Source organism: Echinicola strongylocentroti (genome assembly GCF_003260975.1).
GTDB lineage: Bacteria > Bacteroidota > Bacteroidia > Cytophagales > Cyclobacteriaceae > Echinicola > Echinicola strongylocentroti.
The window spans coordinates 5,062,636-5,087,499 of the sequence record NZ_CP030041.1 but is presented as its reverse complement, the minus strand read 5'-3'; the positions used below and the strand labels follow the sequence as shown (position 1 = coordinate 5,087,499).

17 protein-coding genes are annotated in these 24,864 nt (G+C 42.2%); 10 read left to right on the top strand and 7 right to left on the bottom strand.

Features of this window, described 5'->3' with window-relative positions; all coding sequences use genetic code 11:
- Positions 1 to 138 precede the first annotated feature (138 nt).
- Together DN752_RS20090 and DN752_RS20085 are read right to left on the bottom strand one after the other, a co-directional pair.
- Positions 139 to 1,719, bottom strand: coding sequence for a family 43 glycosylhydrolase (locus tag DN752_RS20090; RefSeq protein ID WP_112785628.1), 1,581 nt, complete (start codon positions 1,717 to 1,719; stop codon positions 139 to 141).
- Between the two features lie 21 nt (positions 1,720 to 1,740).
- Complete coding sequence (locus tag DN752_RS20085) at positions 1,741 to 2,727, bottom strand: family 43 glycosylhydrolase (RefSeq protein WP_112786630.1); 987 nt, start codon at positions 2,725 to 2,727, stop codon at positions 1,741 to 1,743.
- 1,236 nt (positions 2,728 to 3,963) lie between these two features.
- On the opposite strand from DN752_RS20085, the gene DN752_RS20070 reads away from it, so the two are divergent.
- From DN752_RS20070 to DN752_RS20045, 6 genes are all read left to right on the top strand, one after another.
- Positions 3,964 to 4,932, top strand: coding sequence for a glycosyltransferase family 2 protein (locus DN752_RS20070; RefSeq protein ID WP_112785625.1), 969 nt, complete (start codon positions 3,964 to 3,966; stop codon positions 4,930 to 4,932).
- 257 nt (positions 4,933 to 5,189) lie between these two features.
- The gene (locus DN752_RS20065; RefSeq protein WP_112785624.1) at positions 5,190 to 5,489 is read left to right on the top strand and encodes a GIY-YIG nuclease family protein; all 300 of its coding nucleotides are present in this window, start codon (positions 5,190 to 5,192) and stop codon (positions 5,487 to 5,489) included.
- A gap of 229 nt (positions 5,490 to 5,718) precedes the next feature.
- A complete protein-coding gene (locus DN752_RS20060) occupies positions 5,719 to 7,545 on the top strand; it encodes an ABC transporter ATP-binding protein (RefSeq protein ID WP_112785623.1) in 1,827 nt (608 codons plus the stop codon).
- Between the two features lie 8 nt (positions 7,546 to 7,553).
- Positions 7,554 to 8,657 (top strand): glycosyltransferase WbsX family protein, encoded by a 1,104-nt coding sequence (locus DN752_RS20055; protein ID WP_112785622.1) that lies wholly within the window; start codon positions 7,554 to 7,556, stop codon positions 8,655 to 8,657.
- Complete coding sequence (locus DN752_RS20050; RefSeq protein ID WP_112785621.1) at positions 8,654 to 9,565, top strand: glycosyltransferase family 2 protein; 912 nt, start codon at positions 8,654 to 8,656, stop codon at positions 9,563 to 9,565. The genes DN752_RS20055 and DN752_RS20050 overlap by 4 nt, the downstream gene beginning before the upstream one ends.
- A gap of 253 nt (positions 9,566 to 9,818) precedes the next feature.
- On the top strand, positions 9,819 to 10,775 hold the full coding sequence (locus DN752_RS20045; RefSeq protein WP_112785620.1) for a glycosyltransferase family 2 protein: 957 nt from the start codon (positions 9,819 to 9,821) through the stop codon (positions 10,773 to 10,775).
- Here the strand turns inward: DN752_RS20045 and DN752_RS20040 are convergent.
- From DN752_RS20040 to DN752_RS20025, 4 genes are all read right to left on the bottom strand, one after another.
- Entirely contained in the window at positions 10,761 to 11,657 is an 897-nt protein-coding gene (locus DN752_RS20040; RefSeq protein ID WP_162633291.1) for a glycosyltransferase, read from the bottom strand. The genes DN752_RS20045 and DN752_RS20040 overlap by 15 nt on opposite strands.
- Before the next feature lie 83 nt (positions 11,658 to 11,740).
- Entirely contained in the window at positions 11,741 to 12,253 is a 513-nt protein-coding gene (locus tag DN752_RS20035; protein ID WP_112785618.1) for a hypothetical protein, read from the bottom strand.
- A gap of 143 nt (positions 12,254 to 12,396) precedes the next feature.
- On the bottom strand, positions 12,397 to 13,395 hold the full coding sequence (locus DN752_RS20030; protein ID WP_112785617.1) for a hypothetical protein: 999 nt from the start codon (positions 13,393 to 13,395) through the stop codon (positions 12,397 to 12,399).
- A gap of 114 nt (positions 13,396 to 13,509) precedes the next feature.
- A complete protein-coding gene (locus DN752_RS20025; protein WP_162633290.1) occupies positions 13,510 to 14,535 on the bottom strand; it encodes a thiol-activated cytolysin family protein in 1,026 nt (341 codons plus the stop codon).
- A 379-nt stretch (positions 14,536 to 14,914) separates the two neighbouring features.
- Between DN752_RS20025 and DN752_RS20020 the strand changes: the two genes are divergently transcribed.
- On the top strand, positions 14,915 to 16,000 hold the full coding sequence (locus DN752_RS20020; RefSeq protein WP_112785615.1) for a glycosyltransferase: 1,086 nt from the start codon (positions 14,915 to 14,917) through the stop codon (positions 15,998 to 16,000).
- Positions 15,987 to 16,769: a WecB/TagA/CpsF family glycosyltransferase gene (locus DN752_RS20015; protein WP_112785614.1), complete on the top strand. Its 783-nt coding sequence runs from the start codon at positions 15,987 to 15,989 to the stop codon at positions 16,767 to 16,769. The genes DN752_RS20020 and DN752_RS20015 overlap by 14 nt, the downstream gene beginning before the upstream one ends.
- Before the next feature lie 335 nt (positions 16,770 to 17,104).
- Here the strand turns inward: DN752_RS20015 and DN752_RS20010 are convergent, their stop codons facing one another.
- Positions 17,105 to 18,268 (bottom strand): glycosyltransferase family 4 protein, encoded by a 1,164-nt coding sequence (locus tag DN752_RS20010; protein WP_112785613.1) that lies wholly within the window; start codon positions 18,266 to 18,268, stop codon positions 17,105 to 17,107.
- 949 nt (positions 18,269 to 19,217) lie between these two features.
- Here DN752_RS20010 and DN752_RS20005 point away from each other — a divergent pair.
- On the top strand, positions 19,218 to 21,308 hold the full coding sequence (locus DN752_RS20005) for an amino acid carrier protein (RefSeq protein ID WP_112785612.1): 2,091 nt from the start codon (positions 19,218 to 19,220) through the stop codon (positions 21,306 to 21,308).
- A gap of 399 nt (positions 21,309 to 21,707) precedes the next feature.
- Positions 21,708 to 24,848: a SusC/RagA family TonB-linked outer membrane protein gene (locus tag DN752_RS20000; RefSeq protein ID WP_112785611.1), complete on the top strand. Its 3,141-nt coding sequence runs from the start codon at positions 21,708 to 21,710 to the stop codon at positions 24,846 to 24,848.
- Positions 24,849 to 24,864 lie beyond the last annotated feature (16 nt).

Genomic DNA, 24,864 nt, shown 5'->3' with positions numbered 1-24,864 from the left:
TAGCGAACGCAGCGACAGCGGAGTGAAGCAATCTTTTGCTCGAAAACAAGATGGCTTCATGCCCCCCTATCTGCCCTCCCCTTTCATCACTGCCTACAAAGCTCCCAATGACAGACAGGATAAACTTCAGCCAATCAATCAATTCGCTGAGATATTTACCTGCTTATAGTTCACCTGTTGACCTGACTTGCCTTTGGCAAAAATCCCCAAGCGGTACCCCATGCCCCACGGAACCAAATGTGCTGCATCATACTGTGCTCCGATAGTGGACCATTCCGCACCGTCCTGACGGTAACTAAACCGCAATAAATGCCCTTCGACCACCTCCATTTTCAACCTCAACAAGGTATTTCCTGCCAGTCCCTCTGTTGCTTTTACATCCAGTTCTTGGTCGCGATTTTCGATCACCTGTACTTCTCCATCAGTCACCGCTATGCCCATTCCAGCCACAGGTGCGCCAAATCCGTTATTGGCACCGCCCACCAGAAGGATCCCTCCCATAGCGTCGCTTTTAGCGGGGTCGATCGTCACTTCGATGGAGTAATCAGGAGAGGTGGATTTCTGCACCAACAGGGTACCCAGCTGCTCATTTTCCTCTGAGGCAGCCAAAAGGAGTCCTTGGTCACCAGTGGAGTACTGAATATCCTGGGTCACTCGCCACTGCCAGATCGGATTGAGGTTTGTGCTAAAATCATCGGTGAATGTCAGCGAAGCTTTTTCCCGGTCATAGGTAGCCTTGTTCTCAAAAACAGGCCAGCCATCTTCTGTCCAATTGATTTTTTCAAGCACTCCTTCACGTCCTACATAGACACTTCCCTCGGTACTATACGCATGATAGAGCAGATAATGCTCATTCCCTTTTTTGACCACGGTGCCATGTCCCGCGCATTTCCAATCGGCATTATCCATCAGCACCGGATTCTTTTCGTACTTTTCCCAAGGGCCTAACAGGTTTTTTGCCCTGGCTACCCCTGCCCTGTAATTACAGGCCACGTCACAGCAGGCTCCTGCCGAATAAGTTGCGTAGAAGTAATCATTTTTCCGGAAAATGCTGATGCCTTCGATCAGGTGCATTTCCCATTCCTGATCATTGCGAAAAAGCTCATGGGGTTCTCCGAGCAGCTTGGTCCTTTCTTCGTTGATTTCCTGTGCCCAAATCGGTGTGGGAAGTCCTCGGCTGTTCCCATCTTCCTTCCAGGTTAAAAATAGCTTGCCATTTTCGTCCCGAGCTTCAAAGGCATCGATAGAGCCTGCCTCTTGGGCTACCAATGGACCATGATCGGTAAATTTGCCTTCTGGGGAATCTGCGCTGGCCACCGCCACGCTAAGCCGGTTGCTTTCTTTATCCCTTGCCGTGTAATAAGCATAAAACTTCCCTTGTTTTTCATCATAGGCCAATTCTGGGGCCCAGAAATTGTTCCTTGCCCAGTCAGGAGCGCCCTCCGGAAAGACATAATTTACGATTTCCCAATTTACCAAATCGGCTGACTTGAAGATCGGGAAGAGCGGTGCCCATTCATTGGATGTGGCAGAAGCATAAAAATACTCCCCTACTTTTACTACGGTCGGATCAGGGTGATCTCCCGGAAAGACGGGATTGACGATGGCCAATGGCTTGACTGCCTTTTCATTTTGACTTTTTTCTTTGGTAGACTGACACGCTGAAACAGTCAAAAGAGCCAACAAAAAACCAAGCCAGTTCGTTTTCATTTTTTTCATTTTCCTTTTTGATTTCGCTACTTATTCCTTCAGGTAAGGTTTTCCCTTTTTCCATCCCACTTCCACATTGGAGAGCCACCAGGTGTGGCCATTGTCATCATTTCCTTGATAAAAAAGATAGGATTTCCCCGTTTCTTTATCATCAAATATATGGGGATGGCCAGATTCACTGCTATTCCACTCTCCCGGCTTTCCATTGGGCAAAAAGGGCTGATCAAAAACCCGCTTCCAGTTCACACCATCCTTGCTGACGGCCACTCCTACCTGTTGGGGGGCATTGTTATAGCTGCCGGCATAAAACATATAGAGTTGGCCATTTCGTTTGATGATAGAAGCCCCCTCCACACACTTTCCTTCCCAGTCCAGTTCCGGCTTGAGAATGGAGGCGTCTTTTGCCATCGTCCATTCACCCCGGCCAAAGTCCGTGTCTGCATCTGCCATGGCTACACCCTGCATCTGGATCTCGCCCTTAGGATCCCGGGTCGCAAAATACAGATAATAATGTGCCTTGAAAGCATACACTTCTGCATCGATGGCGCGGCCATTGCTCCAGTCATTGGCGGGAGGTGCGAAAATAGGATTGCTGGTATTGCGGGTAAAATGAATCCCATCGCTGGAATAGGCGTGGCAAATGGCATCCTTGGATCCGTTGCCATAGGTCTGGTAAAACAGGTGTACCTTACCGTCCTTTACCAATGCTCCTGGGGCACAGAAGCCATTTTTTTCATACTCTTCGGTCGCTGCTATCTCCCCTATTCGCTCCCAATGGACCAAATCATCACTTTCGGCCACCGCAATACCCCATCCGCCAGGTTGGTCGGGAATGGGCGGAACTGAAAAGTACATCAGGTAGCGACCTTCAAACCTGACCACATGAGGATCCTTGGAAAATGGCCTGCCTAACCTGCTAGAATCGGCAAACATCATTTGCTGCGCCCATAATAACCCTATAGATGAACTGTACAGCAGGAAGGCAAGACCAATTTTCAATATATTATGTGTTTTCATAGACAGTGTCCGTTTTTTTGCCTTCACTCCACAAACCACCCAATCGGTAGTTTGTGAAGCTAGGGCAACAACAGGTTTATAGGTTGGTGTTTTTTGATTATCCGCTTTTATATCTGTAGGATAGTTTGACCAGTCATTTATGCCGGAAAACTGGCCACGGATGACGGTCGCCAGACCACAGTCGTTGTAGCTTAGTGTATAATGCAAATTATGTTGGTTACTGACACGATCATGCATAATCATACCAAAAAAGCAGGAAAAAAACACTTTTATAAAGGCATCGCTTCTGGATCGATGCCACAAAACAACTGTTCAACATTGTAATTATTTTGGGCCAATGAATATAACCTAAGAAACCATCTACGAATTTCCACTGATCAAATTTACCTCAAACCACTATAATTAATTAGTATAAAAACGTCAGTTATTGGTAAATATCCTTCTTAGAGGTCACAGGAACGATATAAAACATGAATTCCATAAATCTCAGATTGAGCCTTACGGCACTTCGACAAGCTTAGTACAGGCTAGTTCATAAGGTTTCTCTTTCATTCTAACCACCCCACCTAACTTCCCATAAAAGGGGAGAAATTTTGTTCTTTGCTCTTTCTTCTTTTCACTCAGGGCAAACGCGTTTAGTGTTTTGAAGGGGGACAATTTTCGTGTAGGCATAGCTATCATCCGTGCCGCTGGCACTCCTTCGGGAGCTTGAGGAGACCTTAAGCTCCTGCGGATGAATCCGCAGGTTACAAAATTTATCGTGCCGCTGGCACTTTGCCCCGATTTGTACATTGGAAACCGCAGTAGCCTAGGGTCATCAACGCTTAAATGACGGGTAAGGCGGTAGTGGATTTTGGACGAGATCAAGGCGTAAAAAACGCCCCTAGACGTAGCTAAGGAAGTCTTTGCAACGTAGAGATAGGCCAAAAGACACACCGGATTACACGTAGGTTTAGGTTTGGCTTGACACTAGATTGCCGAATGGCTGGATGGGCTGAAAAAATGATTACACACAAAAGGGTAAGTTCCGTAGGAACGGCAGATATAAATGCAAATAGGAACATTTTTTTAAATGCCTTTGCCCTGTCTTTTCCCTTGACTCTAACCATTCTTCCTCTAATTAATATTAACTTTGGCTTTTTGTGAATAAAGGTTGTAAAAAAACGAAAAGTGATGTCTCATTTTGTCTGACCTTTACGTACTGTTACCACTAGCGGCTTATTTAAGCAGAAAACAATGCCAGAAAAAAGGAGCATTTCGGTCATTATCCCAAACTATAACGGAAAGCATCTGCTGGAAAAGTACCTTCCTGCTACACTGGAAGCTACTGAACAAGCAGGAGTTTCTGTGGAAGTGATCGTAGTGGATGATGCTTCTACTGATGGATCGGCAGCATTTATAGCTCATCATTTCCCCAGTGTCCAAGTACTGGTCAATTCCGAAAACAAGGGTTTTTCCTATACCTGCAATCAAGGCATCAAGGCTGCCCAATATGACCTGGTCATGTTGCTCAATTCGGATGTGGCCTTGGAGAAAGACTACTTTGACAGGTTATGGAAGTATTTTGACCAATCGGACACTTTTGGTGTGATGGGGCAGATCATCAATAGCCAAGGCAAAACAGAAGACGCTGCCAGGATGATGGCCTTCCAGGGAATGAAGTTTAAAGCCACGCATTTCTACTACTCCAAGGACCCGGAAAAGTGGCTGTCCACCGCCTACCTTTCCGGTGCCAATGCCCTTATCGATCGCAAAAAGCTACTTGAGCTGGGTGGTTTTGATGAAATCTACTCTCCTTTCTATGTCGAGGACGTGGATCTCAGCTTCAGGGCTTGGCGAATGGGCTGGAAGTGTTATTATGACCACCAGTCCATCTGCCATCACGAAGTCTCCTCCACCACCAAAAAACACCATACCAAAAAGAAGCTCTATCCCTTTCTTTATAGAAACAAGTTTATCCTACAAGCCATCCATTTGGATGGAATGGACCTATGGAAGTGGCGTTTTCAGTTGATCCTAGTCGAAATAATGCCACGGGTACTGCTCGGAAAATGGTGGATCATCAAGGCCTATTTGGCCTACTGGAAAAAACAACCTGAGATCGCACACTCCAAAACCAAATTGAAAAAGCTCATGCAAAAACATCAAGGACAAAAAAGTCTGTTTGACATCAAGAAAGAGGTTTTTGATACGGTAAAGAGTTAGTAGGTTGGAATGGAAACCCGTCATTGCGAACGCAGCGACAGCGGAGTGAAGCAATCTCGTCTTCGGGACACGGGACTGCCGCGTCGTTCCTCCTCGCAACGAAATAGGAAAACGTTGCGAACGGAGAGCAGCGGAGTGAAGCAATCTCGTATAAGGGACATTACCCCCTCGAAAAGGATGGACTTTGGGACAGGAGACTGCCACATCCTCCTTCCTCGGATTCGCAGTGACGGGAAACATAACGATAGGAAAGAAAAATGAAAAAAGGCGGATGCATTTACATATTGACAAACAAAAACAACACAACCCTCTATGTAGGTGTTACATCAAACCTTATTAAAAGAATACACGAACACAAATTCACTGAAAGTACTAAATCCTTTACATACAGATATAATATAAACAAACTAGTCTATTATGAAACTTTTCATTCCATTGAAGAAGCTATTATTAGAGAAAAACAATTAAAAGGTGGAAGCCGAAAAAAGAAAAAAGAGTTAATAAACTCATTCAATCCTGACTGGAAAGATTTGTGGGATGATATTCAGAAATGGTGAAAATTTACCGCGAACACATCACTTACCCGTCATACGAACGCAGCGACAGCGGAATGAAGCAATCTCGTCTTCGGGACAGGGGACTGCCGCGTCGTCCCTCCTCGCAGTGACGGGAAGACTCGGGGTTGCTTAGTCAAACTAATGACTAGTCTAGAATTATGTACCTTTGCAGGAAAGTAAAGCTGTATGAATCCGGCGGAAAGCCGAAAAAAACGTAGAATAAATACACGTGAAAACCTATTTAAGATTATTGGCGTTTGCCAAACCGATTGAGAAGTTTGCCATTCCCTACTTGATTTTCACCTTGTTGGGAGTGATTTTCAATACGCTGAACTTGGCCTTGCTGGCCCCTTTGTTGAGCACACTCTTCAACACCAACGGTGATGCCGCGGTGGTGAAGCCTGAAAGCTGGACGGATGTCTTTGGCTACCTGAACTTCTATGCCAATGAAGTGAAAATGGAATATGGCGGGCTGGGCGCACTGCAGCTGGTCTGTGCCGTCATCATCGCCTCGGTGATGCTGGGCAACCTGTTCAGGTATTTCAGTCAGTTGGTGATGGAAAACCTCCGGATCCACACCTTGCTCAACCTCCGCAAAAGGGTCTTTGACAATGTAATGAACCTACACGTGGGCTATTTCAGCAATCAGCGAAAAGGAGATATCATTTCCAAGATTTCCTCTGATGTGCAGGTGGTGCAGTTTTCGGTAACCGGCACCTTGCAGGTGATCTTTAAAGAGCCGCTACAATTGCTGGCGTATATATTTATGCTCTTTGCCATTTCTTATAAGCTGACCGTTTTCTCACTGCTGGTGATTCCCGTTTCGGCTTTTGTCATCGCACAGATCGTCAAGCGACTAAAAGCACAAGCCAGCCAAGCGCAGCACCTGTATGGGGTGATGATCAGTTACCTGGATGAAGCGCTTTCGGGCATCAAGATCATCAAGGCATTTAACGCCACCGAAATGATCAAGGACAAATTCCATGATGAGAATGTCAAGTATTCTTCGCTGGGCAAAAAAATGGCCAAAAGGCAGCAATTGAGTTCTCCGGTGTCTGAATTTCTTGGCGTGGCCATGGTTTCGGGGATTGTGCTGTACGGAGGTTCCTTGATCATCAATAACGAATCCGAACTCAGTGCCTCCGATTTTATCGCCTATATCGCCCTCTTCAGCCAAGTGATGCGGCCTGCCAAAGCCCTCACCAACGCCTTCAGCTCCATCCATTCAGGCCTTGCTGCCGGAGAAAGGGTACTGGACCTGATCGACGAAAAGCCTGCGATTACCGACCAAAAAGGCGCTGTCGCTATCGAGGACTTCCACGATAAAATCGAAATCCAAGACCTGTCCTTCTCCTATCCTGGCAGACCTGTACTAAAGGACATCAACCTGACCATCCCGAAAGGAAAAATGGTAGCACTCGTGGGCCCATCCGGAGGAGGAAAATCCACGATGATGGATCTCATTCCACGCTTTATCGAGCCGGACAAAGGCCAAGTGCTGATCGATGGCACAGACATCGCGCACATCACGATGGATTCCCTACGCAGTATGATGGGCATGGTCAACCAAGAGTCCATCCTCTTTAACGACACCATCTTTAACAACATCGCTTTCGGAACGCCCAATGCTACCGCCGAGGAAGTGGAAGCAGCTGCCAGAATCGCCAATGCGCACGAATTCATCATGCAAAGTGAGGAAGGCTACCAATCCAACATGGGCGATAGAGGGCTGAAGCTCTCAGGAGGGCAAAAGCAACGCATCTGCATCGCCCGTGCGGTACTGAAAAACCCGCCGATCATGCTCTTGGACGAGGCTACTTCAGCCCTGGACACGGAGTCCGAAAAACTGGTACAGGATGCCCTGAACAAACTGATGAAAAACCGTACGTCCCTGGTGATCGCCCACCGGCTGAGCACCATCCAAAATGCGGACATCATCGTCGTGCTAGAAGAAGGCCGCATCATCGAACAAGGCAACCACCAGCAGCTGATAGCCCAAGAAGGCCTCTACAGCAAATTAGTGAATATGCAACAGTTTAGTGAAATAGAAGAATAAGTCGGAAAATGACAAATCAAGTTAAACCAATAGCAATTTACCTCCCACAATTTCACACCATTCCTGAAAACGACGAATGGTGGGGAAAGGGGTTTACAGAATGGACAAATGTACGAAAAACCACTCCTCGGTTTAAAGGACACTACCAGCCACACGTCCCCTTAAATGACGACTATTATTGTCTGGATGATATAGAGGTAATGAGAAGGCAGGCGATTATAGCAAAAGAGCATGGAATTTACGGCTTTTGTTTTTACCATTATTGGTTTAACGGAAAATTACTTTTGGAAAAGCCTTTGCACCAATGGTTAGAAAATAAAGATATTGACTTCCCTTTTTGTCTTTCGTGGGCCAATGAAAATTGGACCAGAAGGTGGGACGGCAAGGATAAAGAACTCCTTATTGGTCAAAAATATAGTTTAGATGATGACAGAAAGCATATTCAGTATTTAATGCGCTTTTTCAAGGATGAACGCTATATAAAGATTGATAACAAACCCATGCTCCTAATGTACCGTACTGAATCCCATCCATATATAAAAGAAGCCACTAGATTATGGAAAGAGGAGGCGAAGAAAGCTGGATTTGATGGTCTATATTTGATTAGGACTGAAAGCTTTGAAAAGAATATTGATCCAACTATTTATGGCTTTGACTCGGCAATGGAGTTTGCACCAGATAATACCATGAATTCAAAAAAAATATTTAAGCAGAACCTACCTAAATACTTGTTATTCAAGCTTCTGCACAACCTTAATCTACGCAATGACCCCATATATGAAAATGGTATTTACAGTTATCCGGGACTAAGGGATAATATGATTCAAAGACCTATTCCAAAGTACACCTATTATAGATGCGCATGTCCTTCGTGGGACAATTCGGCCAGAAGAAAGAAACTTGCCTTCATTTTTAAAAACTCATCTCCTGAGGAGTTCAGAATATGGATAAAAAGAGTTAAGGCATATACCGAAGAAATGCTACCTGCTCACAAGCAATTCTTCTTTATAAATGCCTGGAATGAATGGGCTGAGGGCTGTCACCTAGAACCTGATACGAAATGGGGTTATGGGAATTTAAATGTTATCAAAGAAGAAGTATTGAATCCATGAAAAACACCCCACTTGTTTCAATAGCACTATGTACCTATAATGGCTCCGAATACTTATCCATTCAACTGGAAAGCATTCTAAATCAAACTTATTCTAATTTAGAAATAATTATTGTGGACGATCAATCAACAGACTCCACGTATGAACTACTTAGCTCTTACCAAGAAAAGTATTCAACTAAAATTAAACTATATCAAAACCCTTCGAACCTTGGTTTTATTAAAAATTTTGAGCGGGCCATTTCTCTGTGCCAAGGAAGCCTAATCGCTCTATCCGATCAAGATGACATTTGGGATAAAAACAAAATAGCAATTCAGGTTAATGAAATAAAAAACAATATCTTGGTCTATCACGACTCTCTAATGGTTAATGAAATAGGTGAACCTCTCAAGGATAGTATCAGTAACATGAAAAATATGTACTCTGGGGGAAGCCCACTACCTTTTCTTTTTAATAATTGTGTTTCAGGACACTCCATATTAATGAAAAAAGACTTAATCCATGACATCATACCTTTTCCCAAAGAAATTTTTTACGATTGGTGGATAGCCTTCAGAGCTACTCAAGTAGGTACTATATCTTATATAGATAAAAAATTAGTGCATTACAGACAACACGAGGGGACGATTACTTCTCCCACCCTCACTACAAAATCCGATGAATACATCTCCTCATCTAACATATCCATATTAAAAGTACTAGGCTCTTCAAAAAATCGTAAAAAATCTATGCTTATAAAAACAATTCATGACTTAGTTGAAAATAAAAAAAATCAACTTTTACACTTTAAATTGTTTAAACTTTTACTAGTCAATAGAAAAGAAATTTTCTTTATAAGTAAGAAAAGTAGTGCAAGTAAATTAAATAGAATTTTCAAAAATATTTGGAGCAAAAAACTACATATCTAGCTTATTTGATCGTAGGCTTTCTTACCAGTCTGAAGCGGTTGTCAAATGGCATAGATTTTATTTCTCACAACTTGTCCAGTACCGAAGGTCGGAAGAATACCGAGAATGAAATGAGGTTCTTCTGAGATTTCTCGGGACATGCAGTGTTTCTTCTCGAATCGAGCTGCAGAACAGGTCGTCGGAACTTATTAATATCTCAGTCATTATTGATATCATTACGCATATACAACACATTAGCTAATTCTATTTCATTATGACAAACTCTACGAAAAAAGTATCCATTATTATCCCGACTTATAACTACGGCCACTATATAGGCGAAACTATAGAAAACCTTAAAAACCAATCTTATTCCGTATGGGAAGCAATAATAGTCGACGATGGATCCACAGACAATACAGAAAAAATAGTAAAAAAATCTACAGTTGGAGATCATCGATTTATATATATAAAGATTAAAAACAAAGGAAATGCTGGAGCTCGAAATATAGGATTAGATAACGCTTCTGGCCATTTTATCCAATTTTTGGATGCAGATGATCTACTTAGTAAGGACAAATTACACTCTCAACTTTCTTTTCAAAATAGCCTTTCCAAAAGTTCTATTTCATACACAGAAAGTTACTACTTTAACCATAATGACCAATCTAAATTTTTTCCTGATTTTTTCATGAAGGGTGAGAAATGGATGCCAAATTATAATAACTTCGCTTACGAGCTATTAGATAAAGTACTTGTCAGCAACTTTGCTGTAATAAGTAGTCCTCTTATTCCCAGATGCTTTATTGAAAAGCACTGCATCAGGTTTAATGAACGCCTAAACAGTAAAGTGGATTGGCTTTTTTGGATAAGGTGCCTTCTGTCTGGTGCCAGTTTACATTGCTACATCGACCCTAAAGCGTACGCCCTAGTTCGTAGACACCATCAAAGTATCACTATTAACAAAACAACTTTAAAATATGGAGAAGTTACTTTTAGAAGTGTTTTAAATAAAACACTTCTCGACTCGAATATATCAGGTAATTTAAAAGCAAAATTGTTGAAATTAAACTCACACCTAAAAAAACAATTACTTTTAAATATCATTTCAGATACAAAAATTCATGATTATTCTGAACTAAGGGAATGTCTTTCCCAACTAGGTCTATGGACTTTTTTAAATTATAAATTGAAGCTGCTCAATATTAGAAGAAAATCATTTTTTTCCTGAATACACAACAATAGAAAAGGCAATTTTTAGGAACAATTTCCAAGACATTTTTTTTGATCTTTTTGAATAACAAATTAGTTCTAACATTTCATTTTTGCTATAACCATTCCTAAGACATTCGTAAATAAATTGGCGAAACATTCTCTTCTCTAATGTAAATATTTCCCTAGTAGATACCTTAGCATAGCTAATGGGCAACGTAAACGCCCACTTTTTATGGAGATTGATAATATCCGAATACCACCCTTTATCATATTTCCCCTCGGAAAAATGGTGTAAGAGTATTTCATAAGTAACTGCCACATCCTTACCAAGGTAATTTACAGCCATTGATAAGTCCAAGTCATACCCATGAAACCCTTTTAACATGGAGTCATCAAATTGTACTTTGCTAAAAATTTCCTTGGTGGAACATAACCAAACACCATCCAAACATGCAACCTTTGATAGTCTTTCATTGTAAGGGTTTCTATATTCCTGCAGAGTATCACGATTTTCAAATTTAAAGCCCTGAAGAAGATTTATGTAATATTTTCCTTTAAATCCTTCTGATCCTGCAAAGCTAAACCAACTTGAAGGAGCTAGAGACTTATAATCACCTCCCGCTACTCCCAGTAACCCTAGAGAAGGATTCTCACGAAAAATCCTTAAAACTATTTGCCCCCAATCTTGGGTTTTATATGCTATATCCTCATGCATGAAACATAGGATTTCATACTTGGCATCCGCAACTCCCTGGTTATAAATTTCACAAATGCCTTTTTCTCCATTTGAGTTTTTGTAAGCCAAAATTTCGTGTTCACACCCAATTGTTTTAGCTATGTCTTGTTTAATAGCTTCTAGGTAAGCTTTATTCGCAGAGCAGATAATAATGGAAATCATATCATTTAGAGTTTGTAATAGAAAAACTCCCTTCAAGCATCTATCAAGAAGGGAGTTTAATCTCAACAAATTTAATTTATCTTTTACGGATAAGCATAGAAAACTATATATTCTCTTTTCCATTGTCCATCTCCTCCAGCCGTAGGGCCTACATCGAAACTGTAATAGTGATCTAAGGAATTAGAACTCCAATATTGGTAAACAGGTCGCGTTCCTTCAATTTGAGTATCAAAAGCATAGAATCCTATATACTGATTTTTCCATTGCCCACCTCCTGCAGTAGGATTATTCTCCAAACTGTAAAGATGATCATTTATTTGGGGGTTCCAATATTCGTAAACAGGCTTAGCTCCTTCGCTATTTGATGTTACCCCGAAAAATGCTATTCCTTCGTTAGACCAAAGGCCACCACCTGCAGTAGGGGCATTTACAGTACTGTAAAAATGATCAGTTGCTTGGTCACTCCAGAACACAAAAACTGGCTTTTTACAAATTTTCTCACTATAATCAGCAGAAATAGTAATCGTCCCAGTGTAATGAGTACTTAAATTCCTCAATTTGTAAGCTATGATTGCACCTCTTGAATCATTGGTCATTTCTCCACCTTGACTAACATAATTCTTTAGTCCCTCGTAGCCATTAACATAAACATAAGCTGCATCCCCCGAAGCCCCCCCCTGAATAAGCGCTTTAATCCGGGATAAACCGAGTTGAATCTAATTTATATATTATTTCAATATTACTCCAAAGCAACAGGCTCTTCAAATGTTACTTCTTTATCGAAATTTATAGATATATGCTTTTTCATATCTCTCATTAAAAACCCTATAATTGTCCCATCACCATCTTCCAAGTACTCACCCTTCCCTAAGTAGAAGTCCTTTAAAATCCCAAAATCCCCATTACCCTCATAAAATTTCCTCACGCCTGGCTCATTTCGAATAGAATAGCAAATCACTTTAATTTCTGATAATATATCATCTTCTTCATCCGAAAGCTCTTCCCCATTCATCGCCGAACCAACAATATCATGTACCAAATAATGAGCGTGTTCAGACTCATAGAGTATCAAGTCTACACGCCCATATAAAACTGTACCAATCAGGGCCGCATCTAAATACTCAAATTCATCATTTTGAAGGTCCTCTTCAACATACATCCCATCCTCTGGATTTGACAAAGAGTAATTGTAATTGTATCTTCTTGCATACAACACCCCTCTTGACGTTAGGTCTTTCTTATCAAAATCTATTTGCTCAAGTGACTCGTCAAAAATTTCACCCTGATAGTCATCTATTATGTATTTAAAATGGTTGTTGGAATAAATGGGCAATGCATTATAATAAAATGTTGAAAAATTATTGTCGATGGGTCGGTTTCCTTCAACAAGACTAGTATGGAACTCAATAAAATTATTGTACGAAGGGATTATCTCAGTGACCGTACTAATTCCTTTAATAAACAAGTCACCTATGAGAGGAACCTTTCTTTTAGAAAAATCACTCATTTCAATAGCCTCTCCCTCTTTAAGGGAACTTAGTTTTAAAATTGATCCTGGATAAATCGATATTTCCGGAAAATCAAAGGCAACAATATTATTATATTCTGAAGACAAATCCCGGGTTTCATAGATAATTTCCTGCGCCATTTCTTCTTCATTATTTACAATAGGCTCTACTTCTTCATGGCACGAAAAAAGCACCAATGTTATTATACTGACAATAAAATAATTACGCATTATACTTGATTTTAGTAATGGATAAAAAACTTTAAAGAAATAGGACAACCGCAATTTGAAGTTACTTTAATCTATCTGGTTCATCTGCCGTTCACAAAATGTACTAGAGCCAATTCACTCCACCACCTTCGGTACTTCATACTCTGCCATAAAAGTAACCTCTGCTAATTCGTTGGTATCGATATGCCGTAATTCGTAGCTGATGATTGCCCCGTATTTTCCCTCTCCATAAACCTGGTCTTCTCCTTCTGCTTCCAGCATCCGCTCGAGGTGACCGAAATCATTTGTTCCTTCAATGGACACCGGGATTTCGAGACCGTTCCATCCCCTGGAAACACTGACAATATACTTCGTGTTCTCCAACAGCTCCAGTTGCTCTTCAGTAATCCCTTCACCATCTATCAATGTCGTTAAGGCTGCTTCCACCTCCTCATAAGGACTGGCAGACTCAAAAAAGACAACGGCCATCCTTCCCATGTTTATCTTGGATACATAGACTGGTGTCCCCTCCTCAAATGCTCCATCATCAGCAGACTCCTCGATGAGGGAAGAACCCGCTGGAATCTCTAAATCATAGGAATAAAAAATAGCTTCCATATAGACCATTCCTCTACTCTTACCATCCTTCTTTCCATAGGCTATTTCACCCGCTACTTCGGCATTTAAAATATGCGCATTGCCGCCCAACGCTGTATACAGATGATCCATTGAATAAATCGGCTTGACCCACTGCTCATGATAAACGGTGTCTTCCCTGACTGAAACCGAGGGATTGGGATTCAAATATAGGGAAGCATTCTCAAAATCAGCAAAACTAGCATAACTCGGAATTAATGTTTTGGATGCAGGATCCGCTCCTTCTAAACTGGAAACTACATCCACTTCATTATAGGTATAGTTAAATACATAATTGAAATCCTGAGTCATCACACTCTCCAAGGTAATCAATGCCCCCGGATACTGCATATAACTATCTCTTTTCAAAAATGGAAACGCGGTATAACTGGTAGACTTGGTCTGTGACTCCCAAACAGTCTCCTTTTCTGTACTATCCTCAGATATAACTGGGCGAATGGCCTCTTCTTCCTGACAAGAATACATTCCTACAGCCAAAAAGCCAATGGTTAAAAATTTTCGCATGAGTTGATTTAGTTTTGTTGTAAAAAAAATACACAATTTGCGGTAATTCCAAATACCAACTATAAAGTACCAAATCAAACCCAAAACCATGCCAAAAAAAACAACTACCCTCAATAAAATGATGAGGGTAGTTGTTTTAAGAAAAATACTGAAAAATCTACAGATAATCACAAACACCTGATTACCAAACTATCAACACATTTATCAATGACACTACCTTTAAGAAGGTAAAATCCCTTAACGTTAAATTAATTACAAAAAATTACGTTTTTTATGATTTGAAATACATTTTTTACTATATTTACAACAAGTCAATTTAGACACCCTCCCAAAAGAACCTTTTGCTAGTAAGTGAACTAACCACAAAATTTTTGTAGTAATGAAGATTGTCGTTATAGCAGGCCTGAAGCCCAGTCAAGTAATTTATAAGTTGAAGCCATTGGCCAAGGTGGATATGGTGGATGAGATATTTTTGATCAGAAAAGAAAACGGGCCTCAATTTGATAAATTAAAGTATATCATCTTACCAAAACTACTAAGGATCAGACCTTTTTACCTGATGCTTTCGCCGTTTTTTATGTTTTCAAAGATCCGAAAGATCAAGCCTGACCTTATCCTTAGCTATAACTTCAAACCGCACGGTTTCTTCTCTTACCTCTTATCAAAAGTTACCTCTACACCATTTATATTTAGCGAGATCGATAACCTCACCCAGGATTATATGAAAATATGGCCTGTAGGCAATGTCATCTCCAGTGCCATGCATGAGGCCAAACACCTCAATGTACCTGGCAACAACACCAAAAATTATTGGCTGGAACAGGGTATTCCTGAAGAAAAAATCTCTATCCTGCACAGTACGATCAATACAAAAGAGGACTTTCTGCCCTCTCCGAGGACACCCAAGGAATTTGATTTTATCTATATCGGTGTGCTTGAAGAAAGAAAGAATGTCAACTTGATCATTGAAGCACTGGGCATGTTAAAGAAAAAAGGCCTGAAGCCGCGTTTTCTCGTGGTAGGCAAAGGCCCCATGATGGAAGCCCTCCAAGCTCAAGTAAAACAGCTGGAACTGGAAGATCAAGTTCACTTCGCAGGGCACAGCCCACACGTGGTGAAATTCATCCATCAGTCAAGGTTCTTTATCCTTACCTCTAAGGTAGAAGGCATCCCTTGCGCCATGATGGAATCCATGGCTTGTGGTCTTCCAGCACTTGGTACGGATGTTGCAGACATCTCGGATATTGTCAATAAAGAAACAGGCTTTTTAATCGAAAAACCTGAATCAACTCTCATCAGCAACGCCATCGAAAATGCGATGACCCTCACTGATGATGAATACCAAAAGCTGTCCCAGTCTGCTAGGGACCTTATTGTAAACTACCACTCTCATGAATACGCTACTCTCTCCTGGAACAATTTGTTGAAAACGTCCATCAAAGAGCCTATTTATGAAAAAGTTTAACAAAGTCGACATCCTTGGAGTCCAAGTGGCCGACGTTTCTTTCGAAGATACCATTGACTACATCGTAGATGCGGTCAAAAACAAAGAGAAAACTTCCATCTTCACGCCAAACATCAACCTGTTGATCGCGGCGCACAAAGACCAACAATACAAAGATGTGCTCAACACATCTGGTCTGCTTGTGCCTGATGGGAAACCCCTCGTCTGGACATCCAAATGGCTGAAACAGCCCCTCACAGAAAAAGTAAGTGGTTCGTCGCTTTTCTTCAAACTGTGTGAAGTGTCCGCACAAAAAAACATGCGGGTATTTCTCCTCGGTGCTGCACCTGGCGTAGGGGACATTGCCAAGCAAAAACTGGAAAAGCAGTATCCTGGCCTGACCATCAGCGGAACGTATAGCCCGCCTTTTGGATTTGAAAATGATCCTGATGAACTAGATAAAATAGTGAAATTATTGCAGAAAAGTACTTCTGATGTACTCGTCGTGGGATTGGGAGCACCAAAACAGGAGCGGTTTATCAGCAAGTACCTGAAGGCCTATGACATCCCTGTTAGTCTTGGACTGGGTTCGTCTATTGATTACGCGGCAGGGGTACAAAAAATGGCACCAGAGTGGATCAAAAAGACTGGCTTTGGCTGGCTCTACCGTCTCTTGGACCAACCTGCACGACTGGGAAAAAGATACCTTTCTGAAGGCCCGCTGTATTTTATGCTTGTCATGAAACAAATTACCGAAGCTAAAAAAACAAAAGCGATAAGGATGAATTAGTAATTGGTTATGGGGGGCTAGTTAATGGGTAAGAAATCATCATCCAAGAAGATCGGGGTTTGTAATCCCGATCTTTTAATTGATAAGGAGATTTCCAACCTCGTTACTAACGCTACCTTGCCCCAAACGGCCTCTTCTCTCCATACACTATATCACGATGTTTCATGTAGTTAACCACTATTTATATAATTCCTATAAGTGGTTTTGCGTTAAAAACTCACTACTAGAGATCACGCAGCACAGCTGTCGGAACAACAAGCAACTGATGGCCATACCCAACCTTACAACTTCCTAACCTTACCACCTTTAGACTATACCACCTCTATCAAGCATGATCATGTAGCCAAGACAGGTTCTGTTGAGCAAGCCTCCAGCACTTCCTTATAAATATCCATCAGATCATTCGAAATGACGGATTCGTCAAAACGCTTGATATTTTGATATCCTTTTGAGATATATTCCGCCCTGACATCCTCTTTGGACATTTTTTCGATATGAGACACCAAGGTATCAGGACAATCAGGATCTCCATAAAGAGCTGCGTCTCCACCTGCCTCATGAAAACAGGAACCTGTCGTAGTAATCACCGGAGTCCCCATACTTTGCGCCTCAATGATAGGTATACCGAAGCCTTCAAAGTAAGAAGGGTAAATAAAGACATGCGCCATTTTATACATCGCAGGAAGATCTTCGAAAGACACCTCATGCAGAAACAGCACCTTATCCTGAAGACCGTACTCCTCCACCATTGCTCTTAAATTATGGATATAGGAGGTCGCCCTTCCCACTACCACCAAAGGCATATTCCAGTCCGGCCGAGACTTCATTGCCTTCAAAACAAGTTGGACGTTTTTTCGCCGTTCTATCGTACTTACAAAAAACAAAAAGCGATCTGGAAGACTATATTTAGTTTTGACACGCTTGATTTCATTTTCAGAAATATCCCTTTTGTAATTTTCATGAAAACCTTGGTAAACGACCCTGATTTTGTACTCCTCAATCCCTAAAAAGTTAATAAGGTCTGCCTTGGTCTGTTGGCTGATAGCGATTACCTGATCGGCATCCTTACAGGATCGCTGCATCTTCATTTTATAGATTTGGACATCTATGGGATTAAACATTTCGGGATACCTGCAAAACAACAAATCATGCACCGTTACTACATATTTGGTATCCTTGTTTTTGATATAAGGAATTTCATTGCTAAGTCCATGAAAAATCTCAAGTTGATTATCAAAATGTTTTACTCCCTGAAAGACACTTCTCCATGCACTGGATAACACGGGTAGTTTCCACATATCTCCTGGCAACACAATCTCTTGATTGGGATTCTTACAGGCTATGGACACTTCCTCACTTTTATGCCCTCTTACAGGGGTAAACAGGTAATAATTATTACTTGGGAAGTTATCACTAAGTGATTTTAGGACAAATCGGCTATAATTGCCCAATCCTGTAAAATTTTTAAAAGCCCTCTTCGCATCAAACCCAATTCTCATACAGCAATTAATTTAGTTTGTTGGTCCAGTGTAATGTCTCTATATATAACGACTAGACGTGATAAAAAATGATTCTGCTACAAAAGTTATTAAAATATTTACAAAAAAAATTTTTTCTAGGGATTTTCTTTCAATGTAATTTATTTTTCACCAGGTACTGAGTCATCGAAAACCAATCACTATCCAACTGGTTATTAGGAGTTAAGAAATTAAAAAAGCGGGTAGGTCGCAAGGCTGGCTTGACTAAATGCTGCTCATATAGGTGGTTGGCAACTAAGAAAGGAGGCGCTCGTACCTAGTTTCCTTGAAATCACCGAATTGGTGGTTTTGAGTTAAGAACTCACTACTAATGGTTCAGCAGCATAGCTGTCAGAACAACGGCCCCATCTCCAGTTTTTGGATTCGAATGCCGGTTGAAAGTCGATTTTATTATCGAACTCAGGTGTTTACACAAGATAAAACGGTATAAAATTCTGTCATCAAATCCAATTGAAAAACAAATCTTGCTACATTGATTTAACCGCTGCTATGGCTGTATTTTCATTAATATTACCTACCTTTGTCAAGAAAGTGTGCTCAAAGTTACTTATGACGGGAAAGTGTTAACACTAGCTTGGTCGCACAGGAGTAACAAACAAGAAAACAATGTCGATGAATTACGTTCGAAATTCCCATTCGGGAATTCTTAATTCTATTATTTTCTAAGCCCTAAGTCCACTACCTAAATTAATTAGGTATTGGGCTACTCTACCAACACCATTCACCATGGTCAGGAATATTGTCAATCCATATTAAAAATTGTTGAAGGAATCTTTTAGGGTATCAGGCCGTTTTTTTTTCTTTAACACACTTGAAATAAGCCCATTAAAAGCAAAAGCAGTTTAGGAATGTTAATAAGCAATACGTCAATATTATTGCGATTTTAAAACCATTAAACATGTTTATACCCATGTGTAAATATTTATTTACCATCATTCTCACCTTACATTTAATTAATCTCCACGCCCAGGATTTGGAAATCATCACCAAGCCGGGAAATCCCACAACGTTAATCAATGACGGATATATCGAAGCTGAGGTAAAAGGCGGCACTCCTCCTTATACGTATAAATGGAGCAACCCTTCCACCCCATTGGATGCCAATAAAGCTGTGGGATTGGTAGAGGGCATTAATTACACCCTTACCGTAGAAGACAGTAATGGAAAAACCGCCACCACCAAAGCCAAAGTAAAATCCCAATCAGTCACAGAGACGTTTAACGGGGCTTTTACTCCGCTGGTGGAAGGGCTGACGGACTTCCTTTTCTGGGATCCCTTTGCCGCTATAGGCATCTATGACCCTGTGGTCTATAATGAAAGCAAAAATGTCGAAATCCCTGGTTGGAAAGCCGACGTAAAGGACAAATTCACCCTTCAGGAATGGAAAACAGGGGATCAACAACATGTCAACAAAGGGGACACGATCGCCACCGTCCAATCTCAAAATGATGGAGCCATTGCCGTAATCGCTCCTGAAAACGGCACCATCAAGCATTCCCTAGAAGAAGGCACGGTTATTTTCGATGCCCAAAACCCCGAAGATCTTATTGAGACCAACGCTCATGTTTTTGGGCAAATCAAATATGACGAACCCGTCATCCTCTCCCACCCCAATGGCTCCCCCCAAACCCATCCGATTCCCTTTATCGTAATTTGGCTGGTGGTAGGTGCTGCATTCTTCACCTTTAAGATGGGCTTTATCAATATCCGAGGCTTCAAACATGCCATTGGCTTGGCCAGAGGGAAGTTTGATGAAGACGATGCGCCAGGTAAAATCTCCCATTTTCAGGCCTTTGCCACAGCCACCTCTGCCACGGTAGGCCTGGGGAATATCGCCGGCGTGGCCATCGCCATTTCGCTCGGTGGACCGGGAGCTACTTTCTGGATCATCGTTGCAGGATTTTTGGGCATGTCTTCCAAGTTTACCGAATGTACCCTAGGACTGAAGTACAGACACATTGCTGAAGACGGGAAGATCTTTGGTGGCCCGATGAACTACCTGAAGCATGGACTGGAAAGAAGAAATATGAAACATCTAGGCAAGGTACTTGCCGCAGTTTTTGCCATTTTCTGCGTAGCCTTCTCTTTTGGAGGCGGCAATATGTTCCAAGCCAACCAGTCCTATAAGATCCTTGCCACACAGTTCCCCATACTGGAAGGGTTTGGCTTTTGGGTAGGTGTCATTCTTGCTATTTTGGTAGGTGTGGTAATCATCGGAGGTATCGAAAGCATCGCCAAAGTGACCGAAAAAATCGTTCCGTTCATGGCAGGCCTGTATATTTTCGGAGCATTGGTTGTGATTTTTGTGAACATCGGCAATATCGGTCAGGCCTTCACGGCCATCTGGGACGGCGCTTTCAACGCCACGGCCATGAAAGGTGGATTCATCGGTGTGCTGGTGGTAGGATTCCAGCGAGGAGTATTTTCCAATGAGGCAGGTACCGGATCGGCGGCCATCGCCCACAGTGCAGTGAAGACCAATCACCCCCCATCCGAAGGATTTGTCGGTCTGCTTGAGCCCTTTGTGGACACCATTGTGGTATGTACCTTGACGGCTTTGGTCATCATCTTTACAGGAAAACATGAAGCCCAAGGCATGGGAGGCGTAGAACTGACTTCCGAGGCGTTTGCCAGCGTGATCTCTTGGTTCCCTTACCTATTGGCCATTGCCGTTTTGTTATTTGCCTTTTCATCCATGGTATCATGGTCTTATTATGGACTGCGCTCTTGGACATATTTGTTCGGAAAGAGTAAAAGATCTGAATTGGCCTATAAACTGGTATTTGTGATCTTCGTGGTGATCGGTGCTTCCATCAGCCTTGGAGCGGTGCTGGACTTCTCGGATATGATGATCTTGTCCATGTCCTTCCCCAATATCATCGGTCTTTATATCATGAGCGGCGAAGTCCGCAATGACATGAACAGTTATCTCAAAAAACTGAAAAGCGGGGAGTTGTTCAAGAAAGACAGTTCAAAAACCAAAGAGGAAAATGTAGTCTGAAATCATATTTCTCCTTATATCATCTTTTAAAGGCCACTTTTATTCTTAGAAGTGGCCTTTATTTTTTTATAGCCCTGAAACTATTTTTTATCCCAAATTCCTGCGTTGTTTTCACCCCTTCACTTTTATTACTTTCTGGCAGGTCAAAAAGTAACCAAAAAGGACCTGCCTATTGCAGGCAGGCCAATCTAATTGATAACAGATCTGGTCTTGGCTCTAGCCTCTCCTAACAATTGTCTATGCATAAACGGAGTTTAAAACCTGCTTCCAGACACTCCTATATAGATAAAGATTTGTTCATTTTTAAATAACACCCTTCCATGTTTAGGTTATTAACTTTGTTTAATAATACTAAACTATCCATGCATCACTATTTACATTTTATTGAAAGACCAATTCATGAAAACATCGTACATTAAACTAACAGGACTGATAATCATCTCGTTAGCCCTGACAAACCTAACTTATGCCCAACATCACGTGAGAGGCCAAGTTACCGATTCAGAAGAGCGCTTGCCCGTCCCTGGGGTAAGTGTATTGATCAAAAACCAAGCAAAGGGCACCATTACCGACCTGGACGGCAATTATGATATTGAAGTCTCCGAACAGGATACTTTGGTGTTTTCATTTGTAGGGTATGAAACCACGTCCATTCCTGTCCAGCACAAAAACATGATCAATGCGATCCTCTCCCCTTCTTCCTTGGGCTTGGAAGAGGTCGTCGTTACCGCACTAGGGATCGAAAAGGATCGCTCAAAAGTGGGATATGCTGTCCAGGAAGTAAAAGGGGAATCATTGCAAAAGGCCGTCACCCCCAATGTGGTGGAGTCACTTTCTGGGAAAGTAGCTGGGCTGATCGTAACCAGCAATGGCGGCGACTTCTTTTCGGACCCCCAACTTTACCTAAGAGGTAGTAAACCATTGGTCGTAGTAGATGGGGTGCCCCAGCCCAACAATGATTTATGGAACATCAGTGCTGATGATATTGAGAACATAACCGTGCTGAAAGCAGCATCCGCTTCTGCCCTGTATGGCTCACTGGGAGAAAACGGCGCAGTCCAAATCACCCTTAAATCAGGAAAGAACCTACCAAAAGGAACCTCTATTTCCTTTAATAGCTCAACCACCTTCCAAACTGGATTTCTGAGAATCCCCCATGCGCAAACAGCCTATGGGCCAGGCAATACAGGCAGGTATGAGTTTGGCACTGGAGCCGCTGGAGGAGGTGGCACCAATGATTATGATTATTCGATATGGGGGCCGAAGTTTGATGGTCAGTTGATCAAGCAGTTTGATTCGCCTATTGATCCAGAAACGGGGGAACGTGTCCCTACACCTTGGATCTCAAGAGGTGAAGACAACCTAAAAAACTTCATGGAAACAGGCATTATGTCTTCCAATAACCTGTCCATCCAAACCAATACCGACCAAGGGAGTTTTGTAATTTCCAATACCTACAAATACTCAAAAGCCTCCACACCAGGCCAAAAGCTGGACATCAACACCACCCGGTTACGTGGAAACATCATCCTATCAGACCGCTTGAACCTGGACGGATCCCTCCAATACAATTACCAATACTCCAACAACAGGATCCGGGGCAGCTACGGTCCCAGCTCCCCTATCTATTTAATGTCCATTTGGGGAGGTGCCCACTATGACATCAGGGACATGAAGGATTACTGGGTACCGGGCAAAGAAGGGATCAAGCAGTACTTTGTAGAAAACTGGAGATACAATAACCCTTATGCCCTGTCCCATGCTTGGAAAAAGCCTTGGACCAAACACGACATCCTTACTTACCTGAAATTAAACTATAAAATCAGCGACAAGGTAAATGCTTATATCAGGTCCACCCTGAACACCTACTCGCTGACCGACAATGAGGAAATATCAATGGACATCTATGATTATAGCATCCCTGATAGAGGAGGACGGTTCAGGTATAATGCCACAAGGTATTTTGAAAACAACACTGACTTTCTAATTACCTATAAAGACTATTTTGCCAATAAAATAGGGCTAGATGCCACTTTTGGTGCCAATCAACGCTACTTCCGTGAAGAGGGAGAGAGTGCTTCCACCACCCAGCTGATCGTTCCTGAGGTATTTAAGCTCAGCAATTCCGTGGACAGGGTTACCCCTACCAGCTATAAAGAGTACAAGGGCGTCTATAGTGCTTATGCGTCACTGGACTTGTCCTATGAGGAGATGTTTTATCTCGGATTTACCGGCAGAGTGGATAAGTCTTCCACACTGCCCAAGTCAAATGACACGTTCTTCTACCCATCGGTTACTTTCAGTACTGTACTTAACGAGGTGTTTACGCTGCCACAGCAAATCAATTACCTAAAGCTAAGGTCTGCTTATGCACGAGTGGGCGGAGATATGGATATATATACAGCGGCCAATTCCTACAATACAGGAAACAGATGGAGAAATGAACCAACCGCCAGCTACCCGGGGACTATAGAAAACCCCAATCTCTCCCCGGCATTTACCAACTCATTGGAGTATGGCTTTGAAGCAAAGCTGTTCAATAACCGCGTAGGCATAGACTTTTCGGTATTCCAAAATGAATATGGTCCTCAGATATTCACACAGTCTTTCTCCACTGCCTCAGGCTGGGACGGGATTCGTGAAAACGGAAGAACTACCGAACGAAAAGGAATGGACTTTTCCATCAATGTGACGCCTATTCAAAAGCAAGATTTCAACTGGTCTGCAATCATCAATTATGGTAAATATACAGACTACCTGACTTCACTCCCTCCACTGCCTGACGGCACTCCGCAATTAAATGAAGGAAGAACAGAAGTGGGCGACCGTCTTTATGATTATTGGTATACCTCTTGGGAAAAAACTCCCGAAGGTGAGCTGATCATCCTGCCCAGTGGACTGCCCAAACAAACGGATTTTGCGGTGAACCAAGGCAGCACCCAGCCCAATTACACCCTAAGTTTGCAAAACACCTTCCGATACAAGGACATAAGCCTAAGCTTCTTGATAGACGGAAGGTTTGGAGGGGTTACCTATGACAGGTACGAACGCGATCTTTGGCGATCCGGCTCTCATCCTGAGGCCATCCATCCAGAGAGAGAACAATCGAATATTGCCTATGTCAATGGAGAGGACGCCAAAACCATGCTCATTCCCGGTGTGAAGGTAGTAGGCGGAGAAGTGACCTATGATCCAGAAGGCAACATCATCTCCGACACCAGGGAATATGCTCCCAATGATTATATGGTGGACTACCAATCCTGGGCCATCAACTACAAGGCAGCTTGGCAAAGTGTCCTGATCGATAAGACTTTCGTAAAGCTTCGTGAAGTAGTGGTGTCTTACAACATCCCCTCTTCAGTAGTAGAAAACACCTTCTTCAATCACGCTTCGGTCTCCTTTGTGGGTCGAAACCTCCTCTACTGGACCAAGGACAATACTTATGGTGACTTGGATTCTTACACCGTAAGTACTGGGGACACCAACCTCCAAATGCCTTCCCAAAGGACCTATGGATTTAATCTCAACCTGCAGTTCTAAAACTAGAAAAAACGAA